At 44.8% G+C, this 15,717-nt stretch carries 13 protein-coding genes; 5 read left to right on the plus strand and 8 right to left on the minus strand.

What is annotated here, in order from left to right; translation table 11 throughout:
• Positions 1-4 precede the first annotated feature (4 nt).
• The 7 genes from iolG to iolA all read right to left on the minus strand — a co-directional run bounded on the left by iolG (position 5) and on the right by iolA (position 8,603).
• Positions 5-1,039, minus strand: coding sequence for a bifunctional inositol 2-dehydrogenase/D-chiro-inositol 1-dehydrogenase (gene iolG / locus Q5C82_RS03155; RefSeq protein WP_003219023.1), 1,035 nt, complete (start codon positions 1,037-1,039; stop codon positions 5-7).
• A 22-nt stretch (positions 1,040-1,061) separates the two neighbouring features.
• Complete coding sequence (gene iolF, locus Q5C82_RS03160) at positions 1,062-2,378, minus strand: myo-inositol transporter IolF (protein WP_003219025.1); 1,317 nt, start codon at positions 2,376-2,378, stop codon at positions 1,062-1,064.
• A 14-nt stretch (positions 2,379-2,392) separates the two neighbouring features.
• Positions 2,393-3,286 carry a myo-inosose-2 dehydratase gene (iolE, locus tag Q5C82_RS03165; protein ID WP_003219027.1) on the minus strand — a complete coding sequence of 298 codons (894 nt, stop codon included), beginning with the start codon at positions 3,284-3,286 and terminating at the stop codon, positions 2,393-2,395.
• Between the two features lie 16 nt (positions 3,287-3,302).
• Positions 3,303-5,216, minus strand: coding sequence for a 3D-(3,5/4)-trihydroxycyclohexane-1,2-dione acylhydrolase (decyclizing) (gene iolD / locus Q5C82_RS03170; RefSeq protein ID WP_003219029.1), 1,914 nt, complete (start codon positions 5,214-5,216; stop codon positions 3,303-3,305).
• A gap of 32 nt (positions 5,217-5,248) precedes the next feature.
• Complete coding sequence (iolC, locus tag Q5C82_RS03175) at positions 5,249-6,226, minus strand: 5-dehydro-2-deoxygluconokinase (protein WP_003219031.1); 978 nt, start codon at positions 6,224-6,226, stop codon at positions 5,249-5,251.
• Between the two features lie 23 nt (positions 6,227-6,249).
• Positions 6,250-7,065, minus strand: coding sequence for a 5-deoxy-glucuronate isomerase (gene iolB / locus Q5C82_RS03180; protein ID WP_003219034.1), 816 nt, complete (start codon positions 7,063-7,065; stop codon positions 6,250-6,252).
• 74 nt (positions 7,066-7,139) lie between these two features.
• A complete protein-coding gene (iolA, locus tag Q5C82_RS03185; protein ID WP_003219036.1) occupies positions 7,140-8,603 on the minus strand; it encodes a methylmalonate-semialdehyde dehydrogenase in 1,464 nt (487 codons plus the stop codon).
• A 417-nt stretch (positions 8,604-9,020) separates the two neighbouring features.
• Here iolA and iolR point away from each other — a divergent pair, with 417 nt between their 5' ends.
• From iolR to Q5C82_RS03210, 5 genes are all read left to right on the plus strand, one after another.
• On the plus strand, positions 9,021-9,776 hold the full coding sequence (gene iolR, locus Q5C82_RS03190; RefSeq protein ID WP_003219037.1) for a myo-inositol utilization transcriptional regulator IolR: 756 nt from the start codon (positions 9,021-9,023) through the stop codon (positions 9,774-9,776).
• 53 nt (positions 9,777-9,829) lie between these two features.
• Positions 9,830-10,762 carry an aldo/keto reductase gene (locus Q5C82_RS03195; RefSeq protein ID WP_003219039.1) on the plus strand — a complete coding sequence of 311 codons (933 nt, stop codon included), beginning with the start codon at positions 9,830-9,832 and terminating at the stop codon, positions 10,760-10,762.
• 329 nt (positions 10,763-11,091) lie between these two features.
• Complete coding sequence (locus Q5C82_RS03200; protein WP_032727266.1) at positions 11,092-11,742, plus strand: hypothetical protein; 651 nt, start codon at positions 11,092-11,094, stop codon at positions 11,740-11,742.
• A 3-nt stretch (positions 11,743-11,745) separates the two neighbouring features.
• Complete coding sequence (locus Q5C82_RS03205) at positions 11,746-12,054, plus strand: DUF2653 family protein (RefSeq protein WP_003219043.1); 309 nt, start codon at positions 11,746-11,748, stop codon at positions 12,052-12,054.
• Positions 12,055-12,259: 205 nt separating this feature from the next.
• Complete coding sequence (locus Q5C82_RS03210; RefSeq protein WP_003219045.1) at positions 12,260-13,645, plus strand: sugar porter family MFS transporter; 1,386 nt, start codon at positions 12,260-12,262, stop codon at positions 13,643-13,645.
• A gap of 39 nt (positions 13,646-13,684) precedes the next feature.
• On the opposite strand, the gene htpG is transcribed toward Q5C82_RS03210, so the two are convergent.
• On the minus strand, positions 13,685-15,565 hold the full coding sequence (htpG, locus tag Q5C82_RS03215; protein WP_003219048.1) for a molecular chaperone HtpG: 1,881 nt from the start codon (positions 15,563-15,565) through the stop codon (positions 13,685-13,687).
• Between the last annotated feature and the right edge of the window lie 152 nt (positions 15,566-15,717).

Below are 15,717 nucleotides of genomic sequence, written 5' to 3' on the forward strand. Positions count from 1 at the left end.
TTTTTTAGTTTTCAACTGTTGTAAACGATTGATAGAATTCCGGTTTTTCCTTCAATTCAACCTTTTCTTTTTGTCCAGATTCCTGGGCTTTTACACACGCGTCAGTCGTAACAGCAGCAATATAGCCGTCCCATGCCGTCGGTCCGCTGACTTCACCTTTCCTTTGGATCGAATCAATGAAGTCTTGGATTTCCACATCGTACGCAGCAACAAAGCGTCTCTGCCAATCCATCAGAATATCTGTGCTGAATTTGCCTTCTTTTCTCATGCTGATGCTTGATGGTTCAGGAAGCTTGATGACGCCGTCTTCTCCTACAATTTCACATTGAATGTCATAGCCGTATTTACAGTTCACATAGATTTCAGCATTTATGACGATGCCGCCTTTCGTTTCAATCAATACGATTTGCGGATCTTTCAAATGCGGAAGTGCATTTTTCGATTTTTTTGGATAGATGACTTGAACGGACTCGTAGTCATCATTGACGAGCCAGTGCAGTACATCAATTTCATGAACAAGCGTGTCGACTACGGCCATATCCGTTGTGTAGTTATCTCCCACAGTCGGGTTGCGGTGCGCGCAGTGAATCATAAGCGGCTCGCCAATAACATGATTATCGAGTGCTTCCTTCAGCTGTACGTAACCGCTGTCATAACGGCGCATGAAGCCGACTTGAACTAGGCGTTTGCCCACTTTGATTTCCTCTTCGACGATGCGCATGCATCCTTCAGCCGTTGTCGCGAGCGGTTTTTCACAGAACACATATTTCTGGGCTTTAATCGCTTTCAGCACGCTCGATTCATGGGCAGGTCCCCAGCTTGTCACTAAGACAGCGTCTACATTTTTGTCTGCAAGCAGGCTGTCATCATTCGGATAAACCGTCGCGTTTAATTGGTATTGCTCAACGACCTTTTGTGCAGCTTCTTGATTAACATCCGTTACAGCGACAATTTCTGCGCCGGACAACTTGTTCGTGATGCGGTTAATATGTTCTTTTCCGATTGCTCCAGTTCCAATTACGCCAATACGTAAACTCATTGACAGCCACTCCTTCTGTTGGTTACATCATTTTGCTTTTTGTTTCTTGCTTTACTTGGCTCCGAGGAGATTCGTAGAGTTCCTCTTGGATTTGTTCAAGCGACTTGCCAGACGTATTCGGCGCGAAGAGAAGCCCGATAATCATACTGGCCGTCACACATCCGAGGAGAATTGCAGCCATCGTTCCAATGCCGAAATTGGTCATAATCATTGGGACAAACAGACTCCAAATCCCTATTGAAATACGGACTAAGAAAAACATCAGTCCCTGTGCAGAAGCACGATATTGCGTAGGAAAGATTTCACTGGCCCATAACTGATAGTTGGCTTGCTGCCCGGCTCCGTTGTTGATCCCGATCATGACAATAAACAGGAGCAGAACCGGCAGGCCTTCAACCGGCAGCAGAAACAGCGTCCATCCGATCACTGCCATAAAAGCAGCGATTCCAAACACGGTTTTTCTATATTTGTCGGCAAAGGGCATGAAGATCAAAGCGACCCCCAATCCCGTAAAGATAAAGAGTCCCATTTGCAAAAGGTTTGCCATGTTGGCAGATACACCGCCGACCTGCTGATAAATGTATGGCATAAAGAAGCCCATCACCCCGGCGGCTAAGTTCCAAACCAGGTACACACCCATCAAAAACAGTATGTTTTTTACATACATTGGCTTGAGCAAATCAAAATACGATGTTTTATTCAGTACGGCCGGCTTCTCTGACTGAGCATCTTCCGGCTGATTTTTTGACTGCCAGGCGTCTGACTCCGGAAGCCTGATTCTCAGGATGTACGTAATCAGCGCAATGACAAGCAGGTGGGCAAATACAATTTTATTCCCCAAGAGGCCTAAATCACCGACCAGTACGGAGAGAAGCAGCACAACGACTGCCCCCGCGGCCCAGGCGACTTGTGCCACGCCGCAATGGCGGGCCCGATTTTTCTTTGGCGCATTTTCTGCAATAATGGTCCATGAGGCGGTAATGTCAGCTCCCACTGATAAACCGATGATCATGTAACCGCTTAACAACATGGGGAAATTAACCCCAAACAGAACCAAGCAAATCCCTAGTGCATAAACCAGCATGCTATTGGTATAAACAGCCTTCCGCCCAACTTTATCAGCTAGATACCCGCCAAGCAGTGCGCCGACAGCGGCAGAAATTGCATTTGCACTTAGCGCGCCGAGCAGCCCGATTTGCGTATCAGAAAGCTTTAGGTAACTGACCCATAACGATAAACCAGCAGAGCCCGCCACAATTGAACCGGCATCAATGTAGTTGGCCAATGCTGCCGCGATTGTCCGTTTATTGAAGGCCGAATCTCCATTGGTATTGCCCATATATTCAGTCCCCATTAAGCCAGGTCCAACAACTGCTCATCAATATAGTTTCTCGCGATCAATGCATACTCAAGCGGGTTTGCAACATCGGGGTCCTGTTCAGCTTCAACGACAATCCATCCGGAGTAATCATGCTTCAACAGCAGCTGATATACTTCTCTAAAATCAATGCATCCATCACCGGGAACCGTGAACATGCCTTTTAAAAATGCTTGTCGAAACGATTCCCCTCCAAGCCTGCATTGTTCCATGACATTCAGGCGGGCATCTTTAAAGTGCACATGCTTAATGCGGCCGATATGCTTCTCAAGCATTCCCATGTAGTCACCGTCAGAAATATACGCATGCCCTGTATCATAGAGGAGGTGTACATGCGCGGGGTCTGTACCTTCCATCAGGCGGTCCACTTCTTCTGCTGTTTGGACGCCAGTGCCAAGATGGTGATGATACACAAGCTTCAAGCCATGCTGGTCAGCAATTGTGCCCAGATGATTCAGCCCTTCGCAAAGCCGCTCCCATTCATCATCCGTAAAGTGCGGCTTCTCTGTGAACACGTTTTTCTCCAAGCTTTGTACGCTGTAGGTTTGTTCAGAGACAACTGCGACATCCGCGTTTACTTGCTGCAAATACTCACAATGCAGGGTAAACGCCTTTGCCGCTTCACCAAGTCCGTCACGCAAAATAAAACTGCTGAACCATTTTCCCGCAATGCGTAAATTCCGAAGCTTCAGCTCTTTGTTCAGGATGGCAGGTTCGGGGAAAAAGCCCCCGACCTCCGTGCCTTGAAAACGCGCGACAACAATATCACTTAACAAATGCTGAAGTGTATTTCCCGCTCCGATTTCAGGCATGTCATCATTCCGCCATCCAATGGGAGCGATCCCCCACAGGATTTCATATTTGCCCATCTATGGTGCCTCCCCTCTAATACTGCTTCGCAGATTCCAGCATTTTCTCTTTTGCTTCGTATGCTTTCTGAACGCTTTCTTGTTCAGACACCTCTGCTACGCCGACATGCCACCAGCTGTCATAGCCGTCCGTCATTGTTTTTGGCAGAACCTTCATTTCAATTAACGTTGATACTTCCTGTTTCTTCGCATCCTCTAACGCCGCTTTTAATTCTTCTACTGTGTTTGCACGGTAGGTTTTCGCGCCGTATCCCTCAGCGACTTTCGCGTAATCGACATTTAAAATCTGGTTGTCATCTGTGCGGAACTCGCAATAGTAGCTGCCGCTGCCATGATCCATTTGCAAGTTGTTGATACATCCAAAACCAGAGTTATCAAAGAGCAGCACATTGATTTTCTTGTTGTACTGAATCGCCGTAATCAGCTCGGAGTGAAGCATCAGGAAGCTGCCGTCTCCGACAATGGAATACACTTCTCTGTCAGGATGGGCCAGTTTAAGACCCAGTGTCCCGGACACTTCATAGCCCATGCAGGAATACCCGTATTCCAGGTGATACGTATTCGGAACATTTGAATGCCACAGACGCTGCAAATCTCCTGGTAGGGAGCCTGCTGAACAGATGATCACGCTGTCTTCAGGAATCGTCTTGTTGATTGTCAGCAATGCCGTTGTTTGCGGAAGCTCAGTATTCAACGCGTCAGCGTATTCATTTAGAACCTCTTGAGAGAAATGATGTTTGATTTCCGGATCAAATGCTTCCCGTTTAAACGTCACTTTGCTGAGGCGTTCGCGTTCAGCGAGCCATTCGTCCTTCAGCTCTTTAATCGTTGAGCCAAATTCACTCTTATAGCCTTCAAGCAGGCCGTGAAGTTTGCCAAGCGTCACTTTCGCATCCGCTACCACTTGGAACGCGTCGAGCTTATACGCCTGCATTCGGCTGACATTGATGTTCAGAAACTTCGCTTTATCAAAATCAAAAGCGGTCTTAGAGGATGTCGCAAAATCCGTATATCTTGTGCCGATACCGATAATCAAATCAGCTTGGCGAGCCGCTTTATTTGCCGCAAGTGTACCTGTGATGCCCATTCCGCCGAGGTTGTTCTCAAAATCAGCTTCAACTGTCGACTTTCCTGCCTGCGTTTCAACTAACGGAATGTGATACGCTTCAGATATGGCAACCAATTCATCGCGCGCACCGGAGTATTTTGCGCCTCCGCCGACGAGGATCACAGGATTTTTGCTGGCTTTAATCAGCTCCGCCGCACCTTGAAGCTCGCGCTCGCTCGGCTGCATGCGATCAATATAGTGAACCCGTTTGACGAAGAAACTTTCATCAAAGTCGTATGCTTCTCCTTCGACATCCTGAGAAATACAAATCGTTGCCGGACCTGCTTTTGCCGGATCAGTCATGACTTCAAACGCGCGCAGCAAACTGCTCATAAGCTGCTCAGGGCGCGTAATGCGGTCCCAGTATCTCGATACAGGTTTCAATGCATCGTTTGTTGTAATCGCCGCACTGTATTCTTGCTCCATTTGCTGCAGTACAGGGTCTGGCTGTCTTGTCGCAAATGTATCTGCCGGAATCAAGAGAACCGGGATATTATTTGCCAATGCAGTGCCGGCTGCCGCCACTAAGTTGGCCGCTCCCGGTCCGACGGATGTAGAGACCGCATATATTTTTCTTCTTAGCATTTGTTTGCTGTACGCCATTGCGGCATGCGCCATTCCTTGTTCATTTTTCCCTTGATAGACTTTCAAATGGCCTGCATCCTGCTCAAGCGCCTGGCCAATCCCTAATACGTTTCCATGACCGAAAATCGTGAAAATCCCTTCAACGAAAGGCTCTTCCTTTCCATCTACATGGATGTACTGCTGGTTTAAGAATTTAATCAGCGCTTGTGCTGTTGTTAAGCGAATTTTCTTACCCACAAACGATCCCACCTTTACTCGATCTTTTTCAATTATGACTGTGCGTCAATAAGCTGTACGATTTCATCCGCAGTCGGCATCGCTTCAGACGAACTGTGCTTGCTCACCACAATGGAGGCTGACGCGCTGCCGTATTTCAATGCCGTTTCGATGTCTTTTCCGCTGACAAGGCCATAGATAAAGGCTGACGCATAGGAGTCACCGGCTCCAAAGGTTTTCAGCACTTTTGTCTTGTACGCTTGGGCGCGGAATACCTCGCCAGATTTGCTGTATGCATAAGAGCCTTCGACGCCGTGTTTGATGACAACGAGGTCGGCTGAATGGTCAAATAAATGATTGACGGATTCTTCATTGCTTCCGCCTGTGCGGTTTTCCATCACATCAAATTCATCACGTGTGCCGATGACGATATCAGACTGCTTGGCGACCAAAGAATAGTAAACGGCTGTTTCATCTGCTGACTGCCACGTGTACGGGCGGTAATCCAGTTCGAACACCACTTTGACCTGATGCTTTTTCGCGTATTGAACAGCTTTTAACACCGCTTCCCTTGATGGGCTTTTAGCAAGTGCTGTCCCGGAAACAAGCAGCATTTTCGCATTTGCGATATAGTCCTCGCTTACCTCTGAAGGCTCAAGATAAAGATCCGCCACATCATCGCGATACATTAGGATGCTGCATTCTTCAGGGCTGAGGATTTCTGTAAATGCAAGACCTGCTTTATGTCCATTTTGATCAACAATCATCTGCGTTGTATCAACGCCAGTTTTTCTCATATAGGACTCTATAAATCTTCCATGCTGGTCATCTGGGATTTTGCCGATGAAGCCCGCTTTTAAGCCAAGCTTCGCGCTGCCGATCGCGATATTCGCAGGTGAACCGCCAACATATTTTGAAAATGTCATCGTTTCTTCCATTGGGCGGTTGTATTCGACTGCGTTCAGATCAATACATGCCCGGCCGATAGCAACAATATCAAATGCCTTCTCTTCATTGAATGTATACTTCATCGTAAACAGCCACTCCTCACTTGTTAACGTTCTAAAATCCACTCATGTGCCGGGTCATTATGAAACTTCCATTTCCGCGTGGGCCCTGCCATGACATTTAAATAGTAGGATGTGTATCCGTCTGGCACGCCTACCGGGTGGTATCCAGCAGGAACAATGACAACGTTTTCATTTTCTACAGTCATTGTCTCGTCAATGGAGCGGTCATCTGTATATACACGCTGAAACACAAAGCCCTGTCCCGGGTCTAATTCATGGTAGTACGTTTCTTCTAAGAAAGATTCCTCCGGCAAGTTGTCTTGATCGTGTTTATGAGGCGGATAGCTGGACCAGTTGCCGCTGTCTGTATAGACTTCAACTACTAATAAGCTGTTAGCTGAAGGGTCTGAATCCGGAAGAATGTTGTGAACAGTACGTTTGTTTGAAAACTTCCCGCGATGCTCAATTCCGTTGTCTTCCGCTTTGATCAGCTTTGTCGGAAGCTGTTTTTCCGATGGAGAATAGCAAAGTGCCACTCTTGCGTCGCTGACCGCTGTGATCTCAAATGCACGATCATTTGAAATATAGACGCTGTCTGTCGGTTTTCGTTCGAATACGCTTTCACGCGTGCCGATATTCTCAAAAGTTAACTCGTGATCAGTCACTGTAATGTTTCCCGTGACCGCCACAATACAGATTTCTTGTTTTTTCAATTCTTCTGCATAGCTGGAACCGGAAGCGAGATCTAACACTTTAAACTCTACATAGGTGAGATCGGAGTTGGATTTTGTTACTTCGTGCACCAGTTTGACCCCATTAGATCCTTCATTCGACTGCGGCTTACGCAACAAATCACTCATAGTGAAGCCCTCCTCTTTCTATTGGTAGAATGAGTCCGAACAGCGCACATAGACGCCGTTCGGCTGTTCGTCGTTTAGTTGAAATCAGGTGCCGGATATCTTGCTGTAACCACTTTTTTACGCGTATAGAAGTCGACGCTGTCTTTTCCGTTCGCATGCAGCGTTCCGAAGAATGAAGATTTCCAGCCTGAGAATGGGAAGAACGCCATCGGAGCCGGAACACCCAAGTTGATGCCGAGCATACCCGCATCAATGTTTTCACGGAAGTAGCGGATTGCGTTCGAGTTGGATGTGAACAGGCAAGCACCATTCGCAAACTCAGACTTATTGGCTATCTCAATTGCTTCTTTCAGATTTTTTACGCGGATGACAGATAAGACCGGAGCAAAAATTTCATCTTTCCAGATCGTCATCTCTGTCGTGACATTATCAAAGATCGTCGGGCCGACAAAGTAGCCGTCGTCAGATACATTTTCACGTCCGTCACATACGAGTCTCGCGCCTTCTTCCAGCCCTTTTTCGATATAGCTGAGCGTGCGCTTCTTGTTGTCTTCGCGAATAACCGGTCCTAAGAACACGCCGTCATCAAGGCCGTTACCGATTTTAATGTCAGCCACTTTTTCCTGCAGCTTTGCCATAAACTCATCAGCGATTCCTTCTTCTACCGTTACAACCGCACAAGCCATGCAGCGTTCACCGGCAGAACCGAAGGCTGCTCCGATAATGTTTGTGATTGTGTCTTCGAGATTCGCATCATTCAGGACAATCGTATGATTTTTCGCGCCAGTCAGAGATTGAACGCGTTTTAAGTTTTCACTTCCTTTTTTGTAGACGTATTCGCCGACCGGTTTGGAGCCTACAAATGAAATTGCTTTAATTTCAGGATGCTCAAGGATGCCGTTCACAACGTCATGCGCACCGTATACGACGTTGAATACCCCTTTCGGAAGGCCCGCTTTTTCAAAAAGCTCAACCAATTTCTCTGTTAACAGCGGTGTCCGCTCAGATGGTTTTAAAATAAACGTGTTGCCGAGCGCGATTGCCATCGGGAACATCCAGCAAGGAACCATCATCGGGAAGTTGAATGGCGCGATTCCGCCGACAACTCCGATTGGATAGCGGTAGTTGGCCGCTTCAACATCTGTTGCGATGGAAGCAAGTGAGTCACCCATCATCAGGGAAGGTGCTCCAGCAGCGAATTCTACGTTTTCAATTCCGCGTCCCACTTCTCCAAGGGCTTCTTTTGTGTTTTTTCCATTTTCAATGGTAATCAGATGAGCAAGTTCTTCTCTATGCTGAGACAGCAGCTGCTGGAAGTTAAATAGGATTCTGGCACGGCGCGGAACCGCCACTTTTGACCATGTTTTAAACGCCTCAGCCGCTGTTTGCGCTGCGTAATCGATATCCTCTTTTGTTGAAATCGGCACTTGGCACAGCACTTCTTTCGTTGCCGGATTCACAACGTCTTCGTATTTATCTGTTTTGCTTTCAACCCATTCACCGTTAATGTAGTTTTTTAATTTTCTGATTTCTGTCATTCTTATTGCCTCCTTCATTAGTAAACACATACACTTGTATGGATGGTTCAGGATAAATTCATATCAATATCCACTGTTTCAGTAAGCCAAGAATTAAACGCTTTCAAAAAAACCAAAAAAATAAAAGGCGATGCAATTTTAGATACAAGCAACCATTTCATGCACAACAGGTTACTTTTTGGTCATTTCTTGGTTATATTCTAATCGCATAATACCCATAAGTCAATCATAAACACTAAATTTTTTCATTATTTTTATTATACTAATCTTTTAACTCATTAAGAGAGTAACGAGAAATCCATCGAATCTTGCAAAAGATATACACCGATGTTATCATTTTTTAAGCAACTATTGATCAACTCTTGAGTTTTATTGTATATTTATGTTACGTAAAGATTCAAGAAGGAGTTTATTTATATGAAACTGATGCGGATTCAAGAAATGGAGGAGTACATTTTATCGCATGGCACTGTTTCCTTAGATGAGCTGTGCCAGGTGTTTAATGTCTCTAAAAACACAGTCAGACGTGATATCAACAAGCTAACAGAAAAGGGTGCGATTGAAAAAGTATACGGCGGCGTAACATCTATTGAGAAGACCGCATTAGTTCCTTTTGAGAATCGCACCATTCAGCACCAAGATGAAAAAACAAAAATTGCTCACTATGCTTCCCGTTTTATTGAAGATCACGATCTGATTTTCATTGATTCAGGAACAACAACAAAGTCTATTCTCGATACGCTTGATCCGTCCAAAGATGTCACCATTTTAACCAACAGTTTAGACATTATCAATGCGGCTTCAGCTTTGAAGAATATCAACTTAATCATTATCGGAAACAACTATAAGAGAAAAACACGCTCTTTTGTCGGCATGGACGATCCGGCTATGCTCGATAAGTACAATATCAACAAAGCCTTTATGTCTGCTACCGGAACGACGCTGACACACGGATTGACCAATTCGGATCTGCTGGAGTACGAAATTAAAAAAAGGATTTCGGAAAAAGCAAAAGAAGTGTATTTATTGGCTGACCATTCTAAATTCGGAAAATCAACGCTACTGACGTATGCGCCATTTGACAGGCTGCATTGCATTGTGACATCCCAGCCATTAGATGACGAGTACACGCAGTATTGCAATGAGCACCAAATCGGTATTCATCTGGCCTAACGGTTACAATAGTGTTGAGAGTCTTTCATCCATTTTATGCTAGGAGGCAGATCATGAAAAAAGCTACGCTCGGAAAATCAGACTTGCAGGTATTCCCTATCGGATTAGGAACAAATGCTGTCGGAGGACATAACCTCTTCCCGAATCTGAATGAAGAAACCGGAAAAGAATTGGTTCGCGAGGCGATCCGTAATGGCGTGACGATGTTAGATACCGCTTACATTTATGGAATCGGCCGTTCCGAAGAATTAATTGGCGAGGTGCTGCGCGAATTCAACCGTGAAGATGTTGTCATCGCGACGAAAGCCGCGCACAGAAAACAAGGAACTGACTTTGTCTTTGATAATTCACCAGAATTCCTTAAGAAATCAGTTGATGAAAGCCTAAAACGTTTGAATACGGATTATATCGATTTGTTCTACATTCACTTCCCGGACGAACATACGCCGAAGGATGAAGCTGTCAACGCGCTGAATGAGATGAAGCAAGCCGGTAAAATCCGCTCTATCGGTGTATCAAACTTCTCTTTAGAGCAATTGAAAGAAGCAAACAGAGACGGGTTGGTAGATGTATTGCAAGGCGAATACAACCTGTTAAACCGTGAAGCGGAAAAGACATTCTTCCCGTATACGAAGGAGCATAATATTTCATTTATCCCTTACTTCCCGCTCGTATCAGGATTATTGGCAGGCAAGTATACAGAAGATACAACGTTCCCTGAAGGCGACCTGCGAAACGAACAGGAACACTTCAAGGGCGAGCGTTTCAAAGAAAATATCAGAAAGGTCAACAAGCTTGCGCCGATTGCTGAAAAGCACAACGTGGACATCCCTCATATCGTATTGGCTTGGTATTTGGCAAGACCGGAAATTGATATTTTAATTCCTGGAGCAAAACGTGCCGATCAGTTGATTGATAACATCAAAACAGCTGACGTGACGCTTTCTCAAGAGGATATTTCGTTTATTGATAAGCTGTTCTCATAAGAAGTAGAAAACAGCCTTCTCCAATGAGAAGGCTGTTTTTATTTGTGCAAAATGAATCTATCATCCTATGATTGCATGATGAGAGAGCATCATAGTAGCTTCAGTGAATAACTGATTTTGGAGCAAAAACTTACAAAAAGAGCCATAAATTCGATAAAATAAAGGTAGGTTATTTCAGAAAGAAAGTGATTGAAAAAGCAAAACAAGATATGAAACGTTAGAATCATCTAACAATAAAAGAGACTCATATGAATAAACAAATCTGAGTCAGCTACTTTTATTTGCTGCTCAGAATAACGGGCCGTTTCGGGGTCTACGGAGGAAACAGAATGAAACTTACATATGTAAAAGCTTTTGTTGCAGTAACCGTTGCTTTAGGTGTACTGCTGCCATCTACCATTTCTCATGCAAAAAGTTTTAGCGGCCGCTCATCATCTAGTTACAGCAGCCGAAGTTCAAGCTCATCATACAGCGGAAGCTATAAATCCAGCCCAAGATCAAGCTACAGTTCAGGATCAAGCTCTTCAAGCAAAAAGTCCAAGACGTCTGACGATTCATCATCATCGATTTCGCTAAAAAAGAAATCCTCGGAAAAGTCTAGCTCATCAAGCGCTAAAAAATCGTCAGGCACATTTTCCGGTGCCACCTCAAAAGTAAGCGGAAAGACATACAGCGGAAAAACGTCTAAAGCTTATGTTGGCGGACGTTATGTTTCGGTCAATCATTACTACAATGCAGGATTCTCACCGTCGGGATGGTTTGGATATTATAGCGGATTTACAACGGGCATGTTCATGATCAGCATGATGCATCCTTGGGGCTACACCTATCATCCAGTCGGGGGCCCAGGTTATGTTTCTTATGGCGCTTCGCCCATTGCCTGGATCGTTGATGTCATTGCGCTGATCATTATTTTACTTATTGTCATCGCGCTGATTCGCGCATTCAAAACACCGAAGACGTACAGAAGGAGCTTTTAGGTAATGAAATTAGTATTAAATGAGCAAGAAATTATAGACGGGATTTGTGTGTATATTTCTAATGAAGAAGAGATTTACCCTGAGGACGTTGAAGTAAAAGAGCTGTCTTACAACAAGCGGACAGGATTCTTCGCCGAAGCCAAATATGGACTGCACCACAAGCAGCTTGTGTCAGATGACATTTCAGAAGGCATTATTCAATTCTTAGAGGAATACCACAACTTCAATCCAGACGTTACAGTTGTTGAATTGCAATTTGATAAGAAAAAAGGATTCTCCGCCTTGGTGTTCGTTAACGAGGGAGAAGAATAAACGTGTCGTAATCAAAACCTTACTCCGGGTGAGTAAGGTTTTTTTGATGTTTTCTCGGGGTTATTTCATATCCCCTTTGTTTTGGCTTTCATGTTTTCTTTTTTCAAAACAAATGTTTCAAATCAGATAGGAAAAGGGTACTACTCTATTAACTTTGTTAAACATAAGAGATACTCATTGGCCTAACAACTGAGGGGGAACATTAGTGAAGACAAACACAAGGAAATATATGATCTACTTTTTCGGCGCTTTAGGGGGGCTGCTTTACGGTTATGATACGGGCGTCATCTCTGGAGCACTGCTTTTTATCAACAATGATATTCCTTTAACGACATTGACAGAAGGATTGGTTGTCAGCATGCTGCTCCTTGGCGCGATTTTCGGTTCTGCCTTAAGCGGCACATGTTCCGATCGCTGGGGCAGGAGAAAAGTTGTATTTGTCCTTTCCATCATTTTCATTGTCGGCGCGCTCGCTTGCGCGTTTTCTCAAACAGTCGGCATGCTGATTGCATCTCGGGTGATACTCGGGTTGGCCGTCGGCGGTTCAACGGCGCTTGTGCCCGTGTACCTGTCAGAAATGGCACCGACGAAAATCCGCGGGACACTCGGTACAATGAACAACTTAATGGTTGTTACCGGTATTTTATTAGCCTATATCGTAAACTATCTGTTCACGCCGTTTGAAGCGTGGCGCTGGATGGTGGGACTGGCTGCGGTGCCTGCGGTGCTTTTATTAATCGGGATCGCATTTATGCCTGAATCACCAAGATGGCTCGTGAAGCGCGGGCGTGAAGATGAAGCGAAAAACATCATGAAAATCACTCATGGCCAAGAAAATATTGAACAAGAACTTGCGGATATGAAAGAAGCGGAAGCAGGAAAAAAAGAAACTACACTCGGTTTACTAAAAGCAAAATGGATTCGTCCCATGCTTCTGATTGGCATCGGCCTTGCCGTTTTCCAGCAGGCTGTCGGCATTAACACGGTCATCTACTACGCGCCGACTATTTTTACGAAGGCAGGTCTCGGCACATCGGCATCAGTACTCGGCACAATGGGTATCGGTGTACTCAACGTAATGATGTGTATTACAGCTATGATTTTGATCGACCGCATCGGCCGCAAAAAACTACTGATTTGGGGAAGCGTCGGCATTACACTGAGCTTGGCCTCACTAGCAGCTGTGCTCCTGACACTGGGTCTCTCTACATCAACAGCATGGCTGACCGTCGTTTTTCTCGGTGTCTATATCGTATTTTACCAGGCAACATGGGGTCCGGTTGTATGGGTTCTGATGCCTGAGCTCTTCCCATCCAAAGTACGCGGAGCCGCAACAGGCTTTACTACTTTGGTATTATCAGCAACCAACCTGATCGTGTCGCTCGTCTTCCCGCTGATGCTCAGCGCCATGGGCATCGCATGGGTCTTTACAATTTTTTCAGTCATCTGCCTGCTTTCATTTTTCTTCGCCCTCTACATGGTTCCGGAAACCAAAGGGAAAAGCTTGGAGGAAATTGAAGCAAGCCTGAAAAAACGGTTTAAAAAGAAGAAAAGCAGCCAAAACCAAGTGCTGAATGAGCGTACATTATAAAAAAAAGGAATCGTCTCAAGGGACGATTCCTTTTTTCTATTACACCATAACCTTGCAAATATTGTTGGTAAATTCAACAGGGTCTTGAATTGGCAAGCCTTCGATGAGAAGCGCCTGATTGTACAGAAGATTTGTGTACAGGTTCAGCTTCTCTTTATCCTGTTCAAATGCGTCCTGCAGTGTTTGGAATACCTCATGATTCGGGTTGATTTCAAGCACTTTATCCGCCTTTACATTTTGGCTGTCCGGCATCGCGTTTAAGATTTTTTCCATCTCGATTGTCACTTCGCCGTCAGCGGCAAGGCAGACCGGATGTGATTTGAGTCGTTTTGAGATTCTGACGTTTTTCACTTTATCTGACAGAATGTTTTTCATTTCCTCAAACAGATCCTTGTACTTGCTTTCCTCTTCCTCGGACTGTTTTTGATCCTCATCCGTGTCTATGCCAAGGTCTCCGCTTGATACGGATTTAAACTCTTTTTCCTGATAAGATGCCAGCATTTTAATCGCAAATTCATCGATGTCCTCTGTAAAGTAAAGAATTTCATAGCCTTTGTCCGCTACCATTTCCGTTTGCGGCAGTTTCTCAATGCGATCGTATGAATCACCGGTTGCGTAATAAATGTATTTCTGCTCCTCAGGCATTCTGGATACGTACTCGTCCAAGCTGACCAATTTTTTCTCTTTGGAAGAGTAGAATAATAAGAGGTCCTTCAATTGATCCTTATTCGCGCCAAAATCATTGTACACGCCGAATTTCAGCTGTCTGCCGAACGACTTGTAGAACGTCTCGTATTTCTCTCGGTCTTTTTTCAGCAGGCTTTGCAGCTCGCTTTTGATTTTTTTGCTGATATTTTTCGCAATCAGCTTCAGCTGGCGGTCATGCTGGAGCATTTCTCTGGAAATGTTCAGTGACAGATCCTCAGAATCGACCATGCCCTTCACAAAGCTGAAGTGGTCCGGAAGCAGATCCGCGCATTTGTTCATGATCAGAACGCCATTAGAATACAGCTCCAAGCCTTTCTCATATTCCTTGGAATAATAGTCAAACGGCATGTTTTCAGGAATAAATAGAATCGCGTTGTAGCGAACGGCGCCATCCACACTGATATGCACGTGTGTGAGCGGTTTATCAAACCCGTAATGCTTTTCAGCATAGAACTTTTCATAGTCCTCATCTGTCAGCTCACTTTTGTTTTTTCTCCAGATCGGCACCATGCTGTTGACTGTCTGCTCTTCCTGTACCTCTTCAAATTCATTTTCGCTGCCTTCCTTCGGCTTATTAATGGTTGTATCCATTTTGATCGGGTAGCGAATGAAGTCGGAGTACTTTTTAATGATCGCTTTTAAACGATATTCCTCTAAGAACTCGTCATAGCTGTCGTCTTCAGTGTTCTCTTTGATTTTCAGGATAATGTCTGTACCGACAGAATCCTTTTCACACGGCTCAATCGTATAGCCGTCTGCACCCGCAGACTCCCATTTATACGCCTCTTCGCTGCCGAGCGCCTTACTGATGACAGTCACGACATCGGCAACCATAAACGCCGCGTAAAAACCGACACCGAATTGCCCGATGATGTCATGGCCGTCTTTCAGCTCGTTTTCCTTTTTAAACGCAAGAGAACCGCTTTTTGCAATTGTGCCGAGATGCTGCTCAAGTTCATCCTTTGTCATCCCGATCCCCGTATCAGAGATCGTTAATGTTCTAGCGCTTTTGTCAGCTGCGACCTTTATGAAGTAACTGTCTTTATCAAACGTAAGCGTATCGTCCGTCAGCGCTTTGTAATAGATCTTGTCAATCGCGTCACTCGAATTGGAGATTAACTCACGCAGGAAAATTTCTTTTTGGGTATAAATCGAGTTAATCATCATATCCAGCAAGCGTTTGGATTCTGCTTTAAACTCTTTTTTAGCCACTCTAGATCGCTCCTTTTTGATATATTGTTACGCTATGTAAACTCTTTTCAGCATCTATTTATCACATGCGGTGACAATTGTCAATTAGATTGATAGATGCATATATATGTAAATTTATCATTAATTAGGTCCACTTTCACTATTTTTTCTCA

It is taken from the genome of uncultured Bacillus sp., assembly GCF_958411575.1.
In the GTDB taxonomy this organism is placed as follows: domain Bacteria; phylum Bacillota; class Bacilli; order Bacillales; family Bacillaceae; genus Bacillus; species Bacillus spizizenii.

What these genes read in the sequence shown, in the direction of transcription:
- iolC (WP_003219031.1), bottom strand. Translation starts at nt 6,226, where the DNA reads ATGAAGTATACATTCAATGAAGAGAAGGCATTTGATATTGTTGCTATC.
- iolA (WP_003219036.1), bottom strand. Translation starts at nt 8,603, where the DNA reads ATGACAGAAATCAGAAAATTAAAAAACTACATTAACGGTGAATGGGTT.
- iolB (WP_003219034.1), bottom strand. Translation starts at nt 7,065, where the DNA reads ATGAGTGATTTGTTGCGTAAGCCGCAGTCGAATGAAGGATCTAATGGG.
- Q5C82_RS03205 (WP_003219043.1), top strand. Translation starts at nt 11,746, where the DNA reads ATGAAATTAGTATTAAATGAGCAAGAAATTATAGACGGGATTTGTGTG.
- iolE (WP_003219027.1), bottom strand. Translation starts at nt 3,286, where the DNA reads ATGGGCAAATATGAAATCCTGTGGGGGATCGCTCCCATTGGATGGCGG.
- Q5C82_RS03195 (WP_003219039.1), top strand. Translation starts at nt 9,830, where the DNA reads ATGAAAAAAGCTACGCTCGGAAAATCAGACTTGCAGGTATTCCCTATC.
- iolF (WP_003219025.1), bottom strand. Translation starts at nt 2,378, where the DNA reads ATGGGCAATACCAATGGAGATTCGGCCTTCAATAAACGGACAATCGCG.
- iolG (WP_003219023.1), bottom strand. Translation starts at nt 1,039, where the DNA reads ATGAGTTTACGTATTGGCGTAATTGGAACTGGAGCAATCGGAAAAGAA.
- Q5C82_RS03200 (WP_032727266.1), top strand. Translation starts at nt 11,092, where the DNA reads ATGAAACTTACATATGTAAAAGCTTTTGTTGCAGTAACCGTTGCTTTA.
- iolR (WP_003219037.1), top strand. Translation starts at nt 9,021, where the DNA reads ATGAAACTGATGCGGATTCAAGAAATGGAGGAGTACATTTTATCGCAT.